Annotated in this window: 16 protein-coding genes, 1 tRNA gene and 1 other RNA gene; 10 read left to right on the top strand and 8 right to left on the bottom strand. The window is 50.3% G+C overall.

Annotated features, from left to right (window positions below):
- Nucleotides 1-149 precede the first annotated feature (149 nt).
- Nucleotides 150-1,196 carry a 3-deoxy-7-phosphoheptulonate synthase gene (locus M2403_RS01840; RefSeq protein WP_152325710.1) on the bottom strand — a complete coding sequence of 349 codons (1,047 nt, stop codon included), beginning with the start codon at nt 1,194-1,196 and terminating at the stop codon, nt 150-152.
- 127 nt (nt 1,197-1,323) lie between these two features.
- Nucleotides 1,324-2,145, bottom strand: a complete 822-nt coding sequence (locus tag M2403_RS01835; RefSeq protein WP_101077080.1) for a pyruvate, water dikinase regulatory protein — start codon at nt 2,143-2,145, stop codon at nt 1,324-1,326.
- Nucleotides 2,146-2,653: 508 nt separating this feature from the next.
- Here M2403_RS01835 and ppsA point away from each other — a divergent pair.
- Nucleotides 2,654-5,029 carry a phosphoenolpyruvate synthase gene (gene ppsA / locus M2403_RS01830; protein ID WP_152325711.1) on the top strand — a complete coding sequence of 792 codons (2,376 nt, stop codon included), beginning with the start codon at nt 2,654-2,656 and terminating at the stop codon, nt 5,027-5,029.
- 123 nt (nt 5,030-5,152) lie between these two features.
- On the opposite strand, the gene rprA is transcribed toward ppsA, so the two are convergent.
- An RNA gene (gene rprA / locus M2403_RS01825) (antisense sRNA RprA) lies at nt 5,153-5,263 on the bottom strand.
- A 188-nt stretch (nt 5,264-5,451) separates the two neighbouring features.
- A complete protein-coding gene (ydiK, locus tag M2403_RS01820) occupies nt 5,452-6,549 on the bottom strand; it encodes an AI-2E family transporter YdiK (protein ID WP_152325712.1) in 1,098 nt (365 codons plus the stop codon).
- A gap of 326 nt (nt 6,550-6,875) precedes the next feature.
- On the opposite strand from ydiK, the gene M2403_RS01815 reads away from it, so the two are divergent.
- Entirely contained in the window at nt 6,876-9,932 is a 3,057-nt protein-coding gene (locus tag M2403_RS01815; RefSeq protein WP_259228467.1) for an FAD-binding and (Fe-S)-binding domain-containing protein, read from the top strand.
- A gap of 16 nt (nt 9,933-9,948) precedes the next feature.
- The gene (locus tag M2403_RS01810) at nt 9,949-10,368 is read left to right on the top strand and encodes a hotdog fold thioesterase (protein WP_152325714.1); all 420 of its coding nucleotides are present in this window, start codon (nt 9,949-9,951) and stop codon (nt 10,366-10,368) included.
- A 129-nt stretch (nt 10,369-10,497) separates the two neighbouring features.
- Here M2403_RS01810 and M2403_RS01805 read toward each other — a convergent pair whose 3' ends face one another.
- The gene (locus M2403_RS01805) at nt 10,498-10,902 is read right to left on the bottom strand and encodes a hypothetical protein (protein ID WP_152325715.1); all 405 of its coding nucleotides are present in this window, start codon (nt 10,900-10,902) and stop codon (nt 10,498-10,500) included.
- A 458-nt stretch (nt 10,903-11,360) separates the two neighbouring features.
- Here M2403_RS01805 and sufA point away from each other — a divergent pair, with 458 nt between their 5' ends.
- The 7 genes from sufA (at nt 11,361) to M2403_RS01770 (ending at nt 18,392) form a co-directional block, all read left to right on the top strand.
- Nucleotides 11,361-11,732 (top strand): Fe-S cluster assembly scaffold SufA, encoded by a 372-nt coding sequence (gene sufA / locus M2403_RS01800; protein ID WP_104922540.1) that lies wholly within the window; start codon nt 11,361-11,363, stop codon nt 11,730-11,732.
- A 54-nt stretch (nt 11,733-11,786) separates the two neighbouring features.
- Nucleotides 11,787-13,310, top strand: a complete 1,524-nt coding sequence (sufB, locus tag M2403_RS01795) for a Fe-S cluster assembly protein SufB (RefSeq protein WP_152325716.1) — start codon at nt 11,787-11,789, stop codon at nt 13,308-13,310.
- A 123-nt stretch (nt 13,311-13,433) separates the two neighbouring features.
- Nucleotides 13,434-14,180 carry a Fe-S cluster assembly ATPase SufC gene (sufC, locus tag M2403_RS01790; RefSeq protein WP_165056895.1) on the top strand — a complete coding sequence of 249 codons (747 nt, stop codon included), beginning with the start codon at nt 13,434-13,436 and terminating at the stop codon, nt 14,178-14,180.
- Nucleotides 14,155-15,456, top strand: a complete 1,302-nt coding sequence (gene sufD, locus M2403_RS01785; protein ID WP_152325718.1) for a Fe-S cluster assembly protein SufD — start codon at nt 14,155-14,157, stop codon at nt 15,454-15,456. The genes sufC and sufD overlap by 26 nt, the downstream gene beginning before the upstream one ends.
- Nucleotides 15,456-16,676 (top strand): cysteine desulfurase SufS, encoded by a 1,221-nt coding sequence (gene sufS, locus M2403_RS01780; protein WP_152325719.1) that lies wholly within the window; start codon nt 15,456-15,458, stop codon nt 16,674-16,676. Before sufD ends, sufS begins: the two co-directional genes overlap by 1 nt.
- Nucleotides 16,677-16,704: 28 nt before the next feature.
- On the top strand, nt 16,705-17,118 hold the full coding sequence (gene sufE, locus M2403_RS01775; RefSeq protein ID WP_152325720.1) for a cysteine desulfuration protein SufE: 414 nt from the start codon (nt 16,705-16,707) through the stop codon (nt 17,116-17,118).
- A 260-nt stretch (nt 17,119-17,378) separates the two neighbouring features.
- Nucleotides 17,379-18,392, top strand: a complete 1,014-nt coding sequence (locus tag M2403_RS01770) for a L,D-transpeptidase family protein (RefSeq protein ID WP_152325721.1) — start codon at nt 17,379-17,381, stop codon at nt 18,390-18,392.
- A 218-nt stretch (nt 18,393-18,610) separates the two neighbouring features.
- On the opposite strand, the gene M2403_RS01765 is transcribed toward M2403_RS01770, so the two are convergent.
- From M2403_RS01765 to M2403_RS01755, 3 genes are all read right to left on the bottom strand, one after another.
- Entirely contained in the window at nt 18,611-18,847 is a 237-nt protein-coding gene (locus tag M2403_RS01765) for a major outer membrane lipoprotein (RefSeq protein ID WP_013576093.1), read from the bottom strand.
- Between the two features lie 293 nt (nt 18,848-19,140).
- Complete coding sequence (pykF, locus tag M2403_RS01760; RefSeq protein WP_015697801.1) at nt 19,141-20,553, bottom strand: pyruvate kinase PykF; 1,413 nt, start codon at nt 20,551-20,553, stop codon at nt 19,141-19,143.
- A gap of 570 nt (nt 20,554-21,123) precedes the next feature.
- Nucleotides 21,124-21,200 (bottom strand) — tRNA-Val (locus M2403_RS01755).
- Nucleotides 21,201-21,203 lie beyond the last annotated feature (3 nt).

Raw genomic sequence — 21,203 nt, 5'->3', positions numbered from 1 at the left:
ATGTAATTATTCACTGATAACCCCTTAATTTGCGGAGGATAAGCCGCGGGGGAAGTCACTGGAAGCGTTTGCAGGGAAGGAGAATTGCGCTGGAGCGGGCATTAAAAAGGGCAACATATGTTGCCCTTAAGAAGATGACTTCGGGGTATTCAGAATCTTGAATTGGTCGCTTCAGCCAGCATCGACAGAAGGGTTTCAGTGTCAGCCCAGCTCAGGCAAGGGTCGGTAATGGATTTGCCGTAAACCAGCGGTTTGCCGGGAACAATAGGCTGCGTGCCTTCTGCCAGGAAACTCTCGGCCATAATACCCGCGACGGCGGTTGAGCCATTGCGGATTTGCTGGCAGATGTCTTCGGCGACGTCCAGCTGGCGGCGATGTTGCTTCTGACAATTTCCGTGGCTGAAATCGATTACCAGACGTTGCGGCAGGTCAAACTCAGACAAACTCAGGCAGGCCTGTTCAAGATCATCGGCATGATAATTAGGCTTTTTGCCGCCGCGCATAATCACGTGGCCGTAAGGATTGCCCGCTGTGCGATAAATGGTCATCTGACCGTTCTTATCCGGCGACAGGAACATGTGGCTGGTGCGTGACGAGCGGATGGCATCGATGGCGATACGCGTATTGCCGTCAGTACCATTTTTAAAACCAACCGGGCAAGACAGCGCAGAAGCCATTTCACGGTGGATCTGGCTTTCCGTAGTGCGCGCACCGATTGCGCCCCAGCTGATAAGGTCGGCGATATACTGGCCGATAACCATATCCAGGAACTCAGTGGCCGTTGGAATTCCTAACTGATTGATGGCCAGCAAGACTTTACGCGCCAGTTCAATTCCGTCATTCACGCGGCAGGAACCGTTAAGTTCCGGGTCAGAAATTAAGCCTTTCCAGCCCACGACGGTTCGCGGTTTTTCAAAATAGGTGCGCATCACGATCTCTAAACGATCCTGATATTTTTCGCGTAATACGCTGAGCTGACCAGCGTAATCAATTGCAGCTTCAATATCGTGAATAGAGCAGGGACCAACAATCACCAGAAGGCGCGGGTCTTCGCCGCTGATGATTTTTTCAATACGTTTGCGTGATTCCATTACATGCTGTGCGACCGACGGGGAGATTGGCAATTTGTCTGCCAGTGCCTGAGGCGTAATCAGGCTGTCGATGCGCGTCGTACGCAGTTCATCTGTTTGTGACATGGTGTTCTCGAAAATTTGTTTCTTCGCTGCGGCAGGAATACCGGGAAGTGATGGCGATCACAATAACGCAAAAACAGATGATTTCAATCACTCTCGGCACGTTCTGCCATCCAAATCATTAAATGAATCAGAACATGCGGCGACTCATACCAAAGCTGTCCATAATCTTCGCCGAAATTTCCTCAACGGAATAATTTGTACTGTTGAGATAACGAATTTGATTTTTGCGAAATAATGCTTCGACTTCAGACACTTCCATCCGGCACTGGCGTAATGACGCATAGCGGCTGTTTTCCACCCGTTCCTGACGGATAGCGGTCAGCCTTTCCGGGTCAATCGTCAGCCCGAAAAGCTTGTGCATGTGCGGTTTCAGCGCGGCGGGAAGCTGAATATTATCCATATCATCGGCGGTAAACGGATAGTTTGCCGCGCGGATCCCAAACTGTAATGCAAGGTAAAGGCTGGTGGGTGTTTTACCGCAGCGCGAAACGCCCAGCAAAATAACTTGTGCCTGATCGAGATTACGCAGGGATATACCGTCGTCGTGCGCCAGCGTGTAATCGATAGCCGCAATACGGGCATCATATTTGCTGATATTGCTGGCTGTCAGACCGTGCGTACGGTTTGCCACCGGTGTCGGTTCAACGCCAAGCTCATTCTGAAGCGGTGCGACCAGGGACTGAACGATGTCCTGACAGAATCCTTCGCTGCTTTCAATAATCTGACGGATCTTCGGCGCAATAATGGAGTAGAACACCAGCGGACGCGCGCCCGTTTTTTCGAAAATCTCATTGATCTGGCGGCTGACGGCCTGAGCCCGTTCTTCGCTTTCAACAAAGGGCAATGAGTAGGTCGTCGAATTGACCGGGAATTGTGAAAGCACGGCATGACCTACCACTTCAGCGGTAATCGCCGTGCCATCGGAAATATAAAACACGCATCTGTCCACTCATTGCTCCTAAATTTATATCAGTTCACTTTCCCCTGTCGGGACTCCGTAAGTAATAACCAGAATTTCAGGAAATAAAAAGGATAATTCTTCTTAACCATTACCTTCCTTTAATCCCTGCGAGACAGTGCGCAAAATGGCTGTAATAAATGAAATGGCATTTTAAATTTTCCGCGATATCTCGCAGCTTTATGAATTGCGTCAGCAATACTTCAGCAACTTTGTTATGGTTAATTTACTTGCGAAACTAATACGCACTTCTCACTGATTCATAAGGGATTATGTTGTTGTCGTGTTGCTGAAGAATTTTAGCGTTCTGGAATTTTCCTAAACGAAAATAGTTTAATTTGCTGGATCGATTCACCTGTCTATGTCTTATGGATCATTATGCTAGTCTCGAAATGACAACGTTGCTTATTGGCATCCAATTGCCTCAGGCAACGATTGCACGACCGGTTTTACACTCCTACTGACTTTTACTGTGAATAAATTAAGAAAGGATTGTTTCATGGCTCATCTCGATCCCGATTTACGCAATGTTATCTGGTACAACCAACTGGGTATGAACGACGTTGATAAAGTCGGGGGTAAGAACGCATCCCTCGGGGAAATGATCACTAATCTGTCTGATCTGGGTGTTTCCGTGCCTAACGGTTTTGCCACTACGTCTCAGGCTTTTAATGATTTTCTTGATCAAAGCGGCGTTAACCATCGGATCCACGAATTACTGGACAAAACAGATGTGGATGATATCGGGCAACTGACCCAGGCGGGCACGCAAATCCGCCAGTGGATCATTGATACGCCATTCCAGCCTGAGCTGGAACAGTCCATCCGTGAAGCTTATCAGCAGCTTTCTGAAGGCGAGCCGGACGCGTCCTTTGCTGTGCGTTCCTCTGCCACCGCGGAAGATATGCCCGACGCTTCTTTTGCCGGGCAGCAGGAAACCTTCCTGAACGTTCAGGGGTTTGATGCAGTTCTTATCGCTGTGAAACATGTTTACGCCTCCTTATTTAACGATCGCGCAATCTCTTATCGCGTACATCAGGGCTACGACCACCGCGGCGTTGCGCTGTCTGCGGGTGTTCAGCGCATGGTTCGCTCTGATCTCGCGGCTGCGGGCGTGATGTTCACCATCGATACGGAGTCGGGTTTTGATCAGGTGGTCTTCATCACCTCCGCGTATGGTCTGGGCGAAATGGTGGTGCAGGGCGCGGTGAACCCGGATGAGTTCTACGTGCATAAACCGACGCTGGCCAAAAATAAGCCTGCGATTGTGCGCCGTACCATGGGCTCAAAGAAAATCCGCATGATTTATGCGCCAAGCCAGGAACACGGTAAACAGGTACAAATTGAAGACGTGCCGGCTGAACTGAGCACCCGTTTCTCGCTGACCGATGACGAAGTGCAGGCTCTGGCACGTCAGGCATTATTGATTGAAAAGCACTACGGCCGCCCGATGGATATTGAGTGGGCGAAAGATGGTAATAACGGCAAGTTATATATTGTGCAGGCACGTCCTGAGACCGTACGTTCAAACGGTCAGGTAATGGAACGTTATCAGCTCAATGGCAGCAGCAAAGTTCTGGTTGAAGGCCGGGCCATTGGGCATCGTATCGGTGCCGGGCCGGTGAAAATCATCCATGACATCAGTGAAATGCATCATGTGAAAGCGGGTGACATTCTGGTTACTGACATGACGGACCCTGACTGGGAACCGATCATGAAAAAGGCCTCAGCCATTGTGACTAACCGTGGCGGCCGAACCTGCCATGCGGCAATCATTGCCCGTGAACTGGGGATCCCTGCCGTTGTCGGTTGTGGCGATGCGACTGAAAAACTGAAAGAAAATCAGAAAGTGACGGTGTCCTGTTCTGAGGGCGATACCGGTTATGTCTACCAGGACGAACTGGACTTCACGGTGCAAAGCTCAGAAGTCGATGAGCTGCCCAAGTTGCCGCTGAAAATCATGATGAATATCGGTAATCCGGACCGGGCTTTTGATTTTGCCTGTCTGCCAAATGAAGGCGTCGGGCTCGCGCGTTTAGAATTCATTATCAACCGCATGATCGGCGTCCATCCAAAAGCGTTGCTGGAGTTCGATACTCAGACGCCGGAATTACAGGAACAAATTAAGAAACTGATTCAGGGCTACGACAGTCCGCGTGAATACTATGTTGCCCGTCTGACGGAAGGGATCGCGACACTGGGCGCAGCGTTCTGGCCAAAACGTGTGATTGTGCGTTTATCCGATTTTAAATCGAATGAATACGCCAATCTGGTGGGCGGCGAGAAGTATGAGCCGCACGAAGAGAACCCGATGCTGGGCTTCCGCGGTGCCGGGCGTTACGTTTCAGACAGCTTCCGCGATTGTTTCGCGCTGGAGTGTGAGGCGATGAAACGGGTTCGTAACGATATGGGGCTGACCAACGTTGAAGTTATGATCCCATTTGTCCGAACTGTGGCGCAGGCTGAGGCTGTGGTGAAGGAACTGGCAAATCAGGGGCTGAAGCGCGGAGAGAATGGCCTTAAGGTCATTATGATGTGTGAAATTCCATCGAATGCATTACTTGCCGATCAGTTCCTTGAGCATTTTGATGGTTTCTCAATCGGTTCAAATGACATGACTCAGCTGGCGCTGGGGCTGGATCGTGATTCCGGCGTGGTGTCTGAACTCTTTGATGAGCGCAACGAAGCGGTTAAAGCTTTGCTTTCAATGGCAATCAAAGCAGCTAAGAAACAGGGTAAATATGTTGGAATCTGCGGGCAGGGTCCGTCTGACCATCAGGATTTTGCACAATGGCTGATGGAAGAAGGCATCGACAGTCTGTCGCTGAACCCGGATACCGTGGTGCAGACCTGGCTGGCGCTGGCTGAAAAGTAAATAAATACTTCAGGTTTGAATAAATGAAATAAAGGCTGTTGCTTTCGGGCAATGGCCTTTTTTTTGAAAAATTAAATCAGGTAAATGGAGGTGCCGTAATTAATCTCCAGGGGAGAAAAAAATAAAAAAAAAAGCCCGTCATTGGAGACAGGCAAAGACTACACACAGCAATTTGGGGTATACCGGCTCAGGGGAAAGCCTGTATATAAATCAGTGGGTTGAAATCCGAACTGTTAATAATACTAGATTTCTCGAGATATTTAGTCTGTAAGAATCGTCCTAATAGGTATTATTCTCATATTAATAGATGAGAAGGATTGTTTTGAAGGTTTCAAAATAGGAAGAAGAAATGAGGAATAAAGAAGAGGGCGTTGCCTTTTAAGATCCAAGACAACGCCGGATGAAATTATTTCGCGGAACAATTACTCATCGAGTGCTTTCAGCGCTTCTTCCGGATCGGCATCCGGTTCTGGCGCTTCGTGAACCCACAGCGAAATCAGGCGATAAGATACCGCCAGAACGACAGGGCCGATAAACAGGCCAATCATCCCGAACGCGAACAGACCGCCAATAACACCGGATAAAATCAGCAGCATAGGCAAATCTGCACCCATACGGATAAGCACCGGGCGTAAAACGTTATCCAGCGAGCCCACGACGCAACTCCAAACCAGCAGCACCGTGCCCCAGGTATTATCACCCGACCAGTAAAGCCAGATGATGGCCGGGATAAGCACCAGCAAAGGTCCGATTTGTGCGACGCAACAAACAAACATCACCACGGTTAAAACCGTTGCATACGGGATACCGGCTATTGCCAGGCCGATGCCGCCCAGCACTGACTGAACAATCGCTGTGACCACCACGCCCAGCGCAACGGCGCGAATTGCCTGGCCGGCGAGAATAACCGCAGCATCGCCACGTTCTGCCGCCAGACGCACGGCGAAATGGCGGATGCCCATCGCGACCTGCTCGCCACGACTATAAAGAAGCGCGCTGAACAGCAACATCAGAGAACAGTGGACGATAAAACGGCCCAGATGCCCGGCCTGCGTGACAAACCAGGAAGCGGTTTGCCCGACATAAGGCTGGACTTTGCTCATCAGGGCATTACCGCCGCCGTTAATGAGGGCATGCCAGCCGCTGTAAAGTTTATGGCCGACCAGAGGAATAGAGTTTAGCCAGTGAAAATCCGGCATATGAAGGGTCGACGGATTGGTGGCGATCCCCACCAGCGGCGCGCCATTTTCAATTGCGCTGCTGACCAGCAAGGCAATCGGCAAAACGAACAACAGGATCAGCAACAGCGTCATCACGATGACGGCCAGGAAACGCCGTCCCCACAGAATTCGCTGTAATTTAATCATCAGCGGCCAGGTTGCAATCACCACCATCCCCGCCCAGGCAAAGCCAAGAATAAAAGGCTGAACAATCCAGATACTGGCGATGGTCATCAGTGCTATGAACAATACCCCGAACATAATCTGGGGCAAATCGTAACGTTTAATTGGGAGATTCATTCATGTTTCTCATTTGGATAAACGAAGTAAGGCACGCGCCTTGTGCCTTAAAAACTACAGCTACATTGGGATAGCGATAAATAAGCATGGGACATCAGGCTGCTTTTGGATAGCGCCGCACACAATTAGTTGCAACACGTTGTTGCCAGTCGTGCTTTTTGCGGCGTGTCATGAAACAAATGCAACAAAGGCGAACCAGACGGAGCGCTTAAAAACGAAGTATGTTAGTTTTTATTCTGGGTAAATAACAGGGTGGATCTGCCTCGCAGATCCGGCAGGTCGCCTCGGGCCCGCCAGGCATACAACAAAGACAGAGTCATAATTCAATGATCCCACAGATTTCTCAGGCGCCGGGTGTCATCCAGCTGGTGCTCGATTTTTTGGAAGCGCTCAAAAGTAACGGTTTTACAGGTGATGCCACGACGACTTATGCGGACCGCCTGACGATGGCAACTGATAACAGCGTTTATCAGCTGTTGCCGGATGCTGTCTTATTCCCTATCGCCACGTCTGATGTTGCACTGATTGCGCGTCTTGCCGGGCAGGAGCGTTTTAAAACGCTGGTCTTTACGCCGCGTGGTGGCGGTACCGGTACCAACGGTCAGTCGCTGAACCGCGGAATTGTGGTTGATATGTCCCGTCATATGAACCGCATCCTGGATATCAACGTTGAACAAGGCTGGGTCAAGGTCGAAGCCGGTGTCATTAAAGACCAGCTCAATGATTATCTGCGTCCTTTTGGTTATTTCTTTTCTCCGGAGCTGTCGACCAGCAACCGTGCAACGCTCGGTGGCATGATTAACACCGATGCGTCCGGACAAGGTTCGCTGGTTTACGGTAAGACGTCAGATCACGTTCTCGGGGTTCGTGCGATTGTGCTCGGCGGCGAGATGCTTGATACCGTTGCAGTGCCGGTGGCGCTGGCGGAAAAACTCGGTGAAGAAGATTCGGTTATCGGGCGGATTTATCGTACGGTGCTGGACAGTTGCCGCGATAACCGTGCGCTGGTCATTGAAAAATTCCCGAAATTAAACCGCTTCCTGACGGGCTATGACTTACGCCATGTCCTGAGTGATGACCTGCAAACCTTCGATCTGACCCGCATCCTCACGGGCTCTGAAGGGTCGCTGGCCTTTATTACTGAAGCGCGTCTGAATATCACGCCAATTCCCAAAGTGCGGCGTCTGGTGAATATCAAATATGATTCTTTCAACTCCGCGCTGCGTAATGCCCCTTTCATGGTGGAAGCCAAAGCGTTGTCGGTTGAAACCGTTGACTCCAAAGTCCTGAATCTGGCCCGTGAAGATATCGTCTGGCACAGCGTGCGTGATTACATCACCGACGTTGAAGGTAAGGATATGCAGGGACTCAACATTGTTGAGTTTGCGGGCGATGATGCCGACCTTATTGAAGGTCAGGTCAGTGCGTTATGTGAGCGTCTTGACGGGCTGATGAGCGACAAAGAAGGTGGCGTTATTGGCTACCAGATTTGCGCGGATCTGCCTGGGATTGAGCGCATCTATAATATGCGTAAGAAAGCCGTCGGCCTGCTGGGGAATGCGAAAGGGCAGGCTAAGCCGTTGCCGTTTGCAGAAGATACCTGCGTGCCGCCGCAGCATCTGGCCGATTATATCGTTGAATTCCGTGCGTTGCTCGACAGCCATAACCTGAGTTACGGCATGTTTGGGCACGTGGACGCCGGTGTTTTGCACGTTCGCCCTGCGCTGGACATGTGTGACCCACAACAGGAAATGCTGCTGAAGCAGATATCGGATGAAGTCGTTGCCCTGACGGCCAAATACGGTGGTTTGCTGTGGGGAGAACACGGTAAAGGTTTCCGCGCCGAATACAGCCCGGCTTTCTTCGGAGAAGCGCTGTTCCATGAATTACGCCGGATCAAAACGGTTTTTGACCCGGATAACCGTCTTAATCCGGGCAAAATTTGCGCGCCGCTGGAATGCGATGAGCCAATGATGAAGGTCGATGCGCCGAAACGCGGCACCCTTGATCGCCGGATCCCGCTGGAAGTGCGCCAGTCATTCCGCGGCGCTCTGGAGTGTAACGGCAACGGTCTGTGCTTTAACTTTGATGCGAAAAGCCCGATGTGTCCGTCGATGAAAATTACCGGCAGCCGTATCCATTCGCCGAAAGGGCGTGCCGGTCTGGTGCGGGAATGGTTGCGCTTACTGTCAGAACAAGGTGTCGATCCGCTGGCGCTGGAAAATGCACTGCCGGAAAAAGGCCTGAGTTTCCGCAGCCTGATCGACCGTACCCGTAATACCTGGCATGCCAGCAAAGGCGAATATGATTTCTCCCATGAAGTAAAAGAAGCGATGTCGGGTTGTCTGGCCTGTAAGGCGTGTTCGACACAGTGCCCGATCAAAATTGATGTTCCCGGTTTCCGCTCGCGCTTCCTCCAGCTTTATCACACCCGCTATCTGCGCCCGGCGCGTGACCATTTCGTGGCAAGTGTCGAAAGCTATGCACCAATAATGGCGAAAGCGCCAAAGCTGTTTAACTTCTTCCTCAGGCAGCCCTGGGTACGGGAAATGAGCCGCAAAAGTATTGGCATGGTGGATTTGCCTTTGCTGTCTTCCCCGACGTTACGCGAGCAGTTGCTGGGGCACCGCGCCAGTAAAATGACGCTTGAACAGCTGGAAAAAATCCCTCCGGCACAGCGCGGCGAATACGTTCTGGTGGTGCAGGATCCTTTCACCAGTTTCTATGATGCGCAGGTCGTGGCTGATTTTGTACGGTTAATTGAAAAACTGGGTCTCAAACCGGTGCTATTGCCTTTCTCTCCAAACGGAAAAGCGCAGCACATCAAAGGATTCCTGACGCGTTTCGCGAAAACGGCACGCAAGACGTCGGTATTTCTCAACCGTGTGGCGCAGTTAGGTATGCCGCTTGTCGGTGTCGATCCGGCGCTGGTGCTGTGTTATCGCGATGAGTACAAAGAAATCCTTGGCGAATCACGTGGCTCGTTCCAGGTTCAGCTTGTACATGAATGGCTGGATAACTGGTTGGGCGAACGACCGGCACAGCAGCAAAGCGGAGAGTCCTGGTATCTGTTCGGCCATTGCACTGAAAGCACGGCATTACCCAACAGCAGCAAACAGTGGGGGGATATCTTTGCCCGCTATGGCGCGAAGCTGGAAAATGTCAGTGTGGGATGTTGCGGTATGGCGGGAACCTACGGACATGAAAGTAAAAACCTTGAAAATTCGCTGGGGATTTACGAGCTGTCCTGGCATACCTCTTTACAGCGGTTGCCGCGCCAGCGCTGCCTGGCGACTGGTTACTCCTGCCGCAGCCAGGTAAAACGCATTGAAGGCAACGGGGTTCGCCATCCGTTGCAGGCATTACTGGATATCATCCCTTAACCAATAAGGAGGCTCGATGTCATTCTGGAAAAGGAACGCAAACCTTGAAGCACTGAACCAGCGCAGTCAGGGATGTATGGTTGGACATGTGGGGATTGTTTTCACCAGGCTGGGCGAAGATTTTCTTGAAGCGACGATGCCAGTAGATGAGCGAACGACTCAGCCGTTTGGCCTCTTACACGGAGGCGCCTCGGTGGTTCTGGCGGAAACTATGGGATCGATGGCCGGTTATCTGTGCACTGAAGGTCATCAGACGGTCGTTGGGGTTGAAATAAATGCCAGTCACATGAAGTCCGCGAGGGAAGGGGTTGTGCGCGGGGTTTGCCGTGCTCTGCGAACCGGGAAACGGAGCCAGGTCTGGCAGATTGAGATTTTCGATGAGCAGGGTGGCCTGTGTTGTATTTCCAGACTGACCACAATGGTCATTGATCATTAAATTCAGGCCATCAGGTTAGCGCGTTTTTTCAACGTCATATCCCTAAGCTGAATGCAAAAGGCGGATTCACAGTTAATGTGTCCGCCTTTTTATTTGCCTGAGATCTTTCTCTGGCACGTTGAAAACTAACTAAAGTTGGAAGGGAACGCGCTTGGCAAAATCAGTTTGAAATGCCGTCGCTTTTTCCCAGATGCCCATCATGGCATAATACTGACAAATGAGTTTTAGCGTGTGTCTGGCAAAATGATAGCTCTGTACACGGAAAAGTTCACAACGCACAACGCTGTTGATTTCAAGGATCAGCCGGTTGTGAAGCTTGCACAAAGCATGCAGATAACTGTGGTCGTCCCCGTTTTGCAGGCAAAGATTAGCCATATCAAGGCAAATGCTGTTAAAGCGTTTGAGCTGGCAAAGATGCGCGTCCGGGCGTCGTAAGGCGGCATCCGCCATATAGAAATCCACGGTGGCATCGCGGACACTCGATTTGTAGTCGTCTATCTTGCCCTGCAACCACGCATTTACCGATTGAGCCATTCTCAGTATTCCGGGTTATCTGAATGATAATCATTATCAAAGAATAAGTATCATATTGGCAAAAAATCGCCGGATCAACGTTTTCATCCGGTTTTTTTGATTTTGTTGCGCCAGAGCAGGTAAGCAAAAAGAGCTTTAATTATTTTGATTGTGGCGAATTCATAAATAGGCATTTCCGATGAATGTTTTATAATAGACACAATGAAAGCTATTAAGCCACACAAAATATAAGGTTAATTTTAATTTTTAACAAAAAATTGACAACTTATTCAATCAGTTGATGGTTGCGGTGTTCAAGACCCGCCAGCAGCCAGATGTAAACCCGATGCACATTGAGCGACTTTCCTCATGCGCAATCGCTATACCCTCTTAAAACAAGAGGTTGAAGTGATAAATCTTATCACTAGAATAGAGACAATAGGTCTTCTCTATGACCGTAAAAATATGAGGTAAGACAGATGCAAACTGAAACTGTCGGCTCTTTCTCTTTAGACGACAACGTATGGCAAGGTGTGATCCTGACTGATTCTGCAGCTAAACAGGTGAAGAACCTGATGGAGCAGGATCCAGAAGTCAAAGGTCTCCAGCTTTCGGTAAAACAATCGGGCTGCGCCGGCTTTGGCTACGTTCTGGATTTAACCAAACAACCGGCCAGCGATGACCTGGTGTTTGAACATGACGGCGCTTTGCTGTTTGTTCCGCTGAAGGCGATGCCTTTCATTGACGGAACCGAGGTAGATTTTGTCCGCGAAGGGCTGAATCAGATATTTAAATTCAATAATCCAAAAGCTCAGCATGCCTGCGGGTGTGGTGAAAGTTTCGGCCTGTAAGTCAGCCGGGCAAACAGTCTTTAAGATTATTGTAAACAAAGCGATGTAACCAACATGTCACGAAGCAACGTAGAAATTCCAGATGATGTGCAGTCTTGGGTCGGCGAGGAGACGAACTATAAGGAAGGGTTCTTCACCCAGCTGGCAACCGATGAATTAGCATCAGGCATCAACGAAGATGTCGTGCGTGCCATTTCCGCAAAGCGCAATGAGCCGGAGTGGATGCTGGAGTTCCGTCTGCAGGCTTATCATGCCTGGTTGAAAATGGAAGAACCTCACTGGTTGAAAGCGTATTACACGCCTCTCGACTATCAGGATTACAGCTATTACTCCGCACCTTCATGCGGCAGCTGTGATGATACCTGTGGTTCTCAGCCTGGTGCCACGCAGCAACCTCCTGAAAATTCTCACAGCATTCCTGCGCTTGACGGTAAAAATTACCTGACCAGCGAAGTGGAGAAAGCGTTTGAACAGCTGGGTGTTCCTGTGCGTGAAGGGAAAGAAGTGGCGGTTGATGCCATTTTCGACTCCGTTTCCGTTTCTACCACGTACCGTGAAAAGCTGGCTGAATCAGGCGTTATCTTCTGCTCATTCGGCGAAGCTATTCACGAATACCCGGACCTGGTGCGTAAATACCTCGGTACCGTTGTGCCTGCGCAGGATAACTTCTTTGCAGCGCTGAATGCGGCGGTCGCGTCCGACGGTACTTTCGTGTATGTCCCTAAAGGCGTCCGTTGCCCGATGGAACTGTCTACGTATTTCCGGATTAACGCAGCGAAAACCGGTCAGTTCGAACGTACAATCCTGATTGCAGACGAAGGCAGTTACGTCAGCTATATCGAAGGCTGTTCCGCACCGGTTCGTGATACCTATCAGCTCCACGCGGCCGTGGTTGAAGTCATTCTGCATAAAGATGCGGAAGTGAAATATTCCACCGTGCAGAACTGGTTCTCCGGCAGTAAAGATAGCAGCGGCGGGATCCTGAACTTCGTGACCAAACGTGCATTGTGCGAAGGCGCGGGCTCGAAAATGTCCTGGACGCAGTCTGAAACCGGCTCAGCGATTACCTGGAAATACCCGAGCGTTATCCTGAAAGGCGATAACTCAATCGGTGAATTCTTCTCAGTTGCACTGACCAGCGGGAAACAGCAGGCAGATACCGGCACCAAGATGATCCACATTGGTAAAAACACCAAATCGACCATCATCTCCAAAGGTATTTCCGCAGGCCACAGCCAGAACAGCTATCGCGGGCTGGTGAAGATCCTGCCAAGTGCTGAAAATGCCCGTAACTTTACCCAGTGTGACTCCATGCTGATTGGTGCGGACAGCGCTGCGCATACTTTCCCGTATGTGGAAGTGCGTAACAACACAGCTCAGCTGGAGCATGAAGCCACGACCTCAAAAATCGGCGATGACCAGCTGTTCTACTGTCTGCAACGTGGTATCAGCGAAGATGACGCGATTTCCATGATTGTTAACGGTTTCTGTAAAGATGTCTTTTCCGAGCTGCCGCTGGAGTTTGCTGTCGAAGCGCAGAAACTGCTGGCGATCAGCCTTGAACACAGCGTCGGTTAATCTTCCGAACGCTTTTCCTCCCGCCGCCGCGTGGTGTGACGCCGGCGCCGGGCAGGTTTGAGTTCAGCACAGTCAAAGCATAAACAGAATTATGAGCGCGCAGGCGCAAACTCAAGGATACGTATGTTAAGCATTAAGAATTTGAAGGTCCGTGTCGAAGAAAAGGAAATTCTGAAAGGACTTGATCTCGAGATCAAGCCGGGTGAAGTACACGCCATCATGGGTCCGAACGGCTCAGGTAAAAGTACACTCTCCGCGACACTGGCTGGCCGTGAAGATTACGAAGTGACTGAAGGCTCCGTAATGTTCAACGGTAAAGATTTGCTGGAGCTTGCCCCGGAAGATCGTGCCGGAGAAGGCGTGTTTATGGCCTTTCAGTATCCGGTAGAAATTCCTGGCGTGACCAACCATTTCTTCCTGCAAACTGCCGTAAACGCTGTACGTAAGTACCGCGAACAGGCTCCGATGGATCGCTTTGATTTCGCCGATTTTATCGAAGAAAAAATTGCCATGCTGAAAATGCCTGCGGATTTGCTGACCCGTTCAGTCAACGTAGGTTTCTCCGGCGGTGAGAAAAAGCGTAACGACATTCTGCAAATGGCGGCCCTTGAGCCAAGCTTGTGCATTCTGGATGAAACCGACTCCGGTCTTGACATCGATGCGCTGAAAATCGTCTCTAACGGTGTTAATGCACTGCGTGACGGCAAACGCTCATTTGTAATTGTGACCCACTATCAGCGTATCCTCGACTATATCAAGCCTGACTACGTGCATGTTCTGTATCAGGGCCGCATTGTTAAATCCGGCGATTTCACCTTGGTTAAACAGTTAGAGGAGCAGGGCTATGGCTGGCTTACCGACGAAGAGTAATGCGCCTGCGGCGGGCAGTTCCCACGCCATGCAGCAGCTTTACCGTCTTTTTGAAAGCCGTGGTGGTGAACAATCTGCTCACGCGCACGCACACTGGCAACAAGTGCTTCGCCTTGGTTTTCCACACGCAAAACTGGAAGACTGGAAATACACGCCAGTTTCTTCACTGCTGGGCAATCAGTTCTTCGCCCCGCAGCAGCAGGCGCTGACAGTTGAGAATGTTAAATCACTGGCTTTGCCGCTTGATTGCTATCGTCTGGTTTTCGTAGATGGCCGTTTTGATGCGAGCCTGAGTGATGAAAACACCGGCGCATTTGAAATTGAAAAACTGAACGCGGCTGCGCAGCAAACGCTGCCTGACCCGATTCAGTCTGAAGTCTTTTTGCACCTGACAGAAAGTCTGGCGCAGGATTCTTTTGCTGTGCGTTTGGCTGCCGGTAAACAGGCTGATAAGCCGTTGTATTTACTGCATCTGAGCAGCGGTCGTGATCAGTCACGCGAAATGAACACGGTTCACCACCGTTATCATGTCGAGATTGAAAACGGTGCCAGCGCAGAAGTCATTGAACATTACCTAAGCCTTAACGATCACGGTCATTTCACCGGTGCACGTATGACGGTAAAAGTGGGCGATAATGCCGGTTTCACGCATTATAAACTGGCCTTCGAAAGCCAGGCCAGCTTCCACTTTTCGCACAACGATCTGGTAATCGGGCGTGATTCCCGTGTTTCCAGCCACAGTTTCCTGCTCGGTGCGGGCCTGACCCGTAATAACACCAGTGCGCAACTGAACGGTGAAAACAGCGATCTGAACATCAACAGTCTGGTATTGCCTGTTGATTCTGAAATTGCTGATACCCGTACTTACCTGGAACACAACAAAGGTTATTGCAATAGTAATCAGTTGCATAAAGTGATCGTGAACGATCGTGCAAAAGCGATTTTCAACGGCATGATCAAGGTGGCGCAGCACGCTCTGAAAACCGACGGCAAAATGACCAACAACAACCTGTTGCTGGGCAAGCACACTGAAGTTGATACCAAACCTCAGCTTGAAATATATGCCGATGACGTGAAATGTAGCCATGGTGCCACTGTGGGTCGTATCGACGACGAACAGCTTTTCTATCTGCGTACCCGTGGGATCAGCGGCCAGGATGCTCAGCAAATGATCATCTTTGCGTTTGCTGCTGAACTGACGGAAGCCATTGAGAATGAAACCCTGCGTGAAGTCGTGATTGCCCGAATTGCAGGCCGACTCAATCGAGGTGCGTAATGAGTTTTCCACTGGAAAGAGTACGTAGCGATTTCCCTGTGCTGAGCCGTGAAGTTAACGGCCAGCCGCTGGCTTATCTGGACAGTGCGGCCAGCGCACAGAAACCGCGTCAGGTTATTGACCGTGAGATGTCTTTCTTCGAACAGGGTTATGCTGCGGTTCACCGCGGCATTCATACGATGAGTGCGGAAGCGACTGAGCAGATGGAAAACGTCCGCACGCAGGCCGCAAAATTCATGAATGCTGCGTCGGCAGAAGAGATTGTTTTCGTAAAAGGTTCGACGGAAGCCATTAATCTGGTCGCAAATACCTGGGGACGCGAGTTTTTGCAGCCCGGCGACCACATTATTCTGACCGAAATGGAGCACCACGCTAACATCGTTCCCTGGCAGATGCTGGCGAAAGAGCGCGACCTGCATATCGACGTCTGGCACCTGACAGCGGAAGGCGAACTGGATTTATCACAGTTTGAAAAGCTGATTACGCCACGCACTAAACTGCTGACGCTGGCACATGTTTCCAATGTGCTGGGCACCGTTAACCCGATTGAGAAAATCATTCCTCAGGCGAAAGCTGCCGGTCTGACCGTTCTGGTCGATGGCGCACAGGCAGTCATGCACCATGCGGTGGACGTTCAGGCGCTGGGCTGTGATTTCTATGTCTGGTCCGGGCACAAGCTTTACGGGCCAACGGGCATTGGCATTCTTTATGGTCGTAAGGAATTGCTCGATCAGATGCCTCCATGGGAAGGTGGCGGCTCAATGATTAAACACGTCAGTCTGACCGAAGGAACCACCTTTGCAGCAGCACCGTGGCGCTTTGAAGCGGGCACGCCAAACACCGGCGGTATCATGGGGTTGGGCGCGGCGATGGACTATGTCACCGACCTGGGGCTGGAGAATATCCACGCTTATGAGCAGGAGCTGATGAACTATGCGCTTGAAGCGATGGCGCAGGTGCCTGACATCCAGATCTACGGCCCGGCAATACGCGCTGGCGTGATTGCGTTTAATCTCGGTAAACACCATGCCTACGACGTGGGCAGTTTCCTCGACCAATACGGTATTGCAATCCGCACCGGTCATCACTGCGCGATGCCATTAATGTCCTTCTACGGTGTTCCGGCCATGTGCCGCGCCTCACTGGCGATGTACAATACCCGTGAAGAAGTCGACCGGTTGGTCGCAGGATTGCAACGTATTCACCGGCTGTTGGGTTAATCCTGACAGCCCTGAGCAGGACGTCGTTATGGCTTTGCCAGATAAAAATAAGTTAGTCAGAAATTTTGCCCGATGCCCGAATTGGGAAGAAAAGTATCTGTATGTGATTGAACTGGGCGGCCAGCTGGCTGCTTTGCCTGAAGAACATCGTCAGGACAAAAATCTGATTGCGGGCTGCCAGAGCCAGGTTTGGATCGTGATGCGCATGGATGAAACGGGCGCGCTGACCTTTGAAGGTGACAGTGATGCCGCTATCGTGAAAGGTCTGGTGGCTATCGTATTCAGCCTTTATCAGGGCTTAACACCGCGTGATGTTGTGGAACTGGATGTGCGTCCGTTCTTCTCTGAGCTTGAGCTCAGCCAGCATCTGACGCCTTCCCGCTCTCAGGGGCTGGAAGCCATGATTCGTTCTATCCGTGCAAAAGCGGCTGAGCTGGCCTAAGCTGGTTCCTGCGCGACACCTTTGCTCATTAGGAATTGTCTGCTAATGAGCAAAGTCATTTCTTCACTTCTCCCTGTGTGAACTCATTTACTCCTGATTTTTCAACCCACTATCTTCTGTGTATTTCCCTGCATCTGCGTAAGGTAACTTTCTGATTTTCTGTGGTTTGATTGCCACCCGATTCTGCGCTGCTAGTATTATCAGACGAGATAATTGTCTTGCTTCAGATGGTCTGAATGCGAGCCGAAAAAGGACTGAGTATGAGACGCGCATTACCCCTTCTGGCAATGTTGGTTGGCACATTTCTGACAACACATTCCATGACCGCAGGTGCAGCAGAATATCCCTTGCCGCCGGACAACAGCCGCCTGATTGGCGAAAACACGACGTATGTCGTGCCCAATGACGGTAAACCTTTAGAAGACGTGGCGGCTAAATACCAAATCGGGCTGATTGCGATGCTGGAAGCGAACCCGGGTACCGACCCGTATTTGCCGAAAGCGGGAACTGTGCTGACCATTCCTTCGCAAATGCTCCTGCCGGATACCAAGCGTGAAGGGATCGTCGTGAACCTCGCAGAACTGCGTCTTTACTACTATCCGAAGGGTGAAGATAAAGTCATTGTTTATCCGATTGGTATTGGCCAGTTAGGCCGTAACACCCCTGAAATGGTGACGTCAGTAAGCCAGAAGATACCGAATCCGACCTGGACGCCAACGGCCAACATCCGCAAAGCCTACCTGAAAGACGGCATCACGTTGCCGGGTATGGTTCCTGCGGGGCCAGATAACCCGATGGGGCTGTTTGCAATGCGTCTTTCTGCCGGTACCGGGCAGTATCTGATCCACGGGACCAATGCTAATTTCGGTATCGGCATGCGCGTCAGTTCCGGTTGTATCCGCTTGCGTCCGGATGATATCGAAGCGCTGTTTAATTCCGTGCCAAAAGGCACCCGCGTCCAGATAGTCAATCAGCCCATCAAGTTTGACGTTGAGCCGGATGGCAAACGTTACATCGAAGTACATCAGCCGTTGTCGCATACCGAGAAGGACGATCCGCAAACTAAACCTATTCTTCTGACGGCTGCGATGAAAAAATTCATCAAAAGCGATGATACCAATGCAGAGATTGTAAAAGAGGCTATCAGGCGCCGTTCAGGGATGCCTGTTGTGGTCAGTGTGGGTGATAAAGCGACGGATATGCCCCCGGCAGCGAATGCGCCGCAAACTGTGTCTGCGGATACACCCGCAGTTACGACGGCAAGTACGCAGTAACGTTATACAGAAACGTTTAAGAAGCGATTTTCCCCAAAGGAGCCAATATGGCTCCTTTATTGTTTCCGAAGCTCAGGAGGAGGCGTACAAGGCGTAAAATGGGAAAGAGAACAGGAGGGGATATTCAGGAAACGGAAAAGGAAGAGTAGGGAACATGCCGGAATGACAGGCAAAAAAAATGGCGCACTGAGTGCGCCATTGAACTAGAGAAGTAAATATTACTTCTTGTAAGCGTGAGCTTGGTTGTCCAGACGTTGGTTAGCGCGAGCTGCATCGTCTTTAGCTGCTTGAACGTCAGAACGGATTGCGTTCACGTCGTTGCTCAGTTGGTCAACTTTAGAGTTCAGAGTAGAAACGTCTGAAGACAGTTGATCGATTTTAGCGTTGCTTGAACAACCAGCCAGCATAGTTGAAGCCAGGATTACAGCGCCCAGTACCAGTTTAGTGCGATTCATTATAAAACCCTCTAGATTAAGTTAATCTCCATGTAGCGTTACAAGTATTACACAAACTATTTTCTAATGAGAATAATTTTTTGCCGGTAAACGCTATATTTTGATCGTTCGCTCAAAGAAGCATCTTTTTTTACGAAAAAGTTAAAAATTGCAGCGAAAACAGCCTTATTCCATGGGACTTATCCCAATTTTGCTGCTACTGCTTTTAGCACTTTTTAAGTAAGAAGAGCCTTTTTGAAGAAATAGACGCTGCATTATGCAACGTCTATTAATGCCTTGGGTCACGTTTCTAATTAAACAACATGCACCGAAGAAGTATTGGTTGTGCCGCTTTGTACCAGCGCGCCAGAAACCATCACAACGATATCGCCTTTCTGAGCCAGACCACTTTCGATCGCAGCTTCTTTACCGATACGGTAGAAATCATCAGTAGAGGCAATTTCTTTTACCAGCTGAGTGACAACACCTTTGGTGAGGATCAACTGACGGGCAGTGATTTCATTAGTGGTCAGAGCCAGGATAGTGGCGTGCGGGAAGTATTTACGCACAGCTTTAGCAGATTTACCACCGCTGGTTGCAACAACGATCAACGGAGCATCCAGTTTTTCTGCGGTTTCTACAGCGCCACGGCAAACAGCTTCGGTGATACGCAGCTTACGGTTTTCATTCTGGCCATCGATACGGCTCTGCATCACACGGTCAGTACGGTCGCAAATGGTAGCCATGATGGTTACAGCTTCCAGCGGGTATTTACCTTTCGCACTTTCACCAGACAGCATAACGGCATCGGTACCGTCGATGATGGCGTTAGCGACGTCGCCGGCTTCTGCGCGGGTAGGGCGTGGGTTTTTGATCATGGAATCGAGCATCTGCGTTGCGGTGATGACCACTTTGCGTGCGCGGTTACATTTTTCAATCATCATCTTCTGCGCGAAGATAACTTCTTCGACAGGGATTTCAACGCCGAGGTCACCACGAGCAACCATGATGCCGTCTGAAGCTTCGAGGATTTCGTCGAAGTTGTTCAGGCCTTCCTGGTTTTCGATTTTGGAGATGATCTGGATGTGTTCGCCACCGTGTGCTTTCAGGTGTTCACGGATTTCCAGAACGTCAGAACGTTTACGGATGAAGGAAGCGGCGACGAAATCAACGCCTTGCTCACAACCGAAGATCAGGTCACGTTTGTCTTTTTCAGCCAGCGCTGGCAGTGCGATAGAAACGCCCGGCAGGTTAACGCCTTTGTTTTCGCCCAGGTCGCCGTTATTCAGCACTTTACAGGTCACTTCAGTTTCAGTGACGTTAGTGACTTCCATGCCGATCAGACCATCGTCGACGAGAATGGTATTACCAATTTTGAGGTCAGCAGCGAAACCCTGATAGGTCACAGCAACACGTTCGGTGTTACCAATAACGCTCTGATCGGTAGTGAAGGTATAAGTCTGACCCGCAACCAGGGAAGCGTCTTTGCCGCCTTCCAGTTTCATGGTACGGATTTCTGGACCTTTGGTGTCCAGCAGGATTGCTGCTTTATGACCGGTTTTAGCCATAACATTGCGGATATTCTGGATGCGCTGACCGTGCTCTTCGTAATCACCGTGAGAGAAGTTCAGACGCATAACGTTCATGCCTGCATCAAGCAGTTTGGTCAGCATTTCTTCGGATTCGGTTTTCGGCCCGATGGTACAAACAATTTTGGTCTTTTTCATGACGATTTTATCTACAAGTTGTGATGGATTGGAAAAGTGTTTGCCTGACAGCATGGCTGCCCGCGCGGAATTGAGGTGTTGCCTGGTTGAATCAAATCATTACTAAGCGTAGAAGACTGTGAAAGGAATGGTGTATTAAGTTCAGCCAAAGCATAGCGATTTGTGCGATTTATCATCGCTACTGGAGTGGTCACGCTTTTATAAGTGCGATATCGACAGATCAAGGGGCTGAAACCATTCAATCGAAGAGACGATGCGTATTATAGGGGGGAACGGGGCGGGAAACCAAATAAAAAACGTGATGCTGCGCAAGCTTAGGGCAGATGACAGAGCTTTGTTGCGCAATTATCCAAAGCGGGCAGAGCAAAAACCCGAAGGCATAACAGTTTCGTCACGGTACCTTCGAAAATGCCACATTTACGAAATAATCTTAAAAAAATACAAACGGATGACGGCGGAGCGATTTAAAACTCAGAAGTATGGTGAACGGAGAATTCAAATCAGATTTATTCAGAAACTGGAAGTGTTCAGGGAAAATGTAAAACAGCGGGAGGAGAGAGAACGTTGCTTTGGTGCGTCCGAGTGGACTCGAACCACCGACCCCCACCATGTCAAGGTGGTGCTCTAACCAACTGAGCTACGGACGCACA

It is taken from the genome of Rahnella sp. BIGb0603 (genome assembly GCF_024808755.1).
Classification (GTDB): domain Bacteria; phylum Pseudomonadota; class Gammaproteobacteria; order Enterobacterales; family Enterobacteriaceae; genus Rahnella; species Rahnella contaminans.
This window is presented reverse-complemented; position numbering and strand designations above follow the sequence as displayed.

Coding starts and splice junctions, on each gene's coding strand:
- M2403_RS01840 (WP_152325710.1), bottom strand. CDS start 1,196: ATGTCACAAACAGATGAACTGCGTACGACGCGCATCGACAGCCTGATT.
- ppsA (WP_152325711.1), top strand. CDS start 2,654: ATGGCTCATCTCGATCCCGATTTACGCAATGTTATCTGGTACAACCAA.
- ydiK (WP_152325712.1), bottom strand. CDS start 6,549: ATGAATCTCCCAATTAAACGTTACGATTTGCCCCAGATTATGTTCGGG.
- M2403_RS01815 (WP_259228467.1), top strand. CDS start 6,876: ATGATCCCACAGATTTCTCAGGCGCCGGGTGTCATCCAGCTGGTGCTC.
- M2403_RS01810 (WP_152325714.1), top strand. CDS start 9,949: ATGTCATTCTGGAAAAGGAACGCAAACCTTGAAGCACTGAACCAGCGC.
- M2403_RS01805 (WP_152325715.1), bottom strand. CDS start 10,902: ATGGCTCAATCGGTAAATGCGTGGTTGCAGGGCAAGATAGACGACTAC.
- sufA (WP_104922540.1), top strand. CDS start 11,361: ATGCAAACTGAAACTGTCGGCTCTTTCTCTTTAGACGACAACGTATGG.
- sufB (WP_152325716.1), top strand. CDS start 11,787: ATGTCACGAAGCAACGTAGAAATTCCAGATGATGTGCAGTCTTGGGTC.
- sufC (WP_165056895.1), top strand. CDS start 13,434: ATGTTAAGCATTAAGAATTTGAAGGTCCGTGTCGAAGAAAAGGAAATT.
- sufD (WP_152325718.1), top strand. CDS start 14,155: ATGGCTGGCTTACCGACGAAGAGTAATGCGCCTGCGGCGGGCAGTTCC.
- sufS (WP_152325719.1), top strand. CDS start 15,456: ATGAGTTTTCCACTGGAAAGAGTACGTAGCGATTTCCCTGTGCTGAGC.
- sufE (WP_152325720.1), top strand. CDS start 16,705: ATGGCTTTGCCAGATAAAAATAAGTTAGTCAGAAATTTTGCCCGATGC.
- M2403_RS01770 (WP_152325721.1), top strand. CDS start 17,379: ATGAGACGCGCATTACCCCTTCTGGCAATGTTGGTTGGCACATTTCTG.
- M2403_RS01765 (WP_013576093.1), bottom strand. CDS start 18,847: ATGAATCGCACTAAACTGGTACTGGGCGCTGTAATCCTGGCTTCAACT.
- pykF (WP_015697801.1), bottom strand. CDS start 20,553: ATGAAAAAGACCAAAATTGTTTGTACCATCGGGCCGAAAACCGAATCC.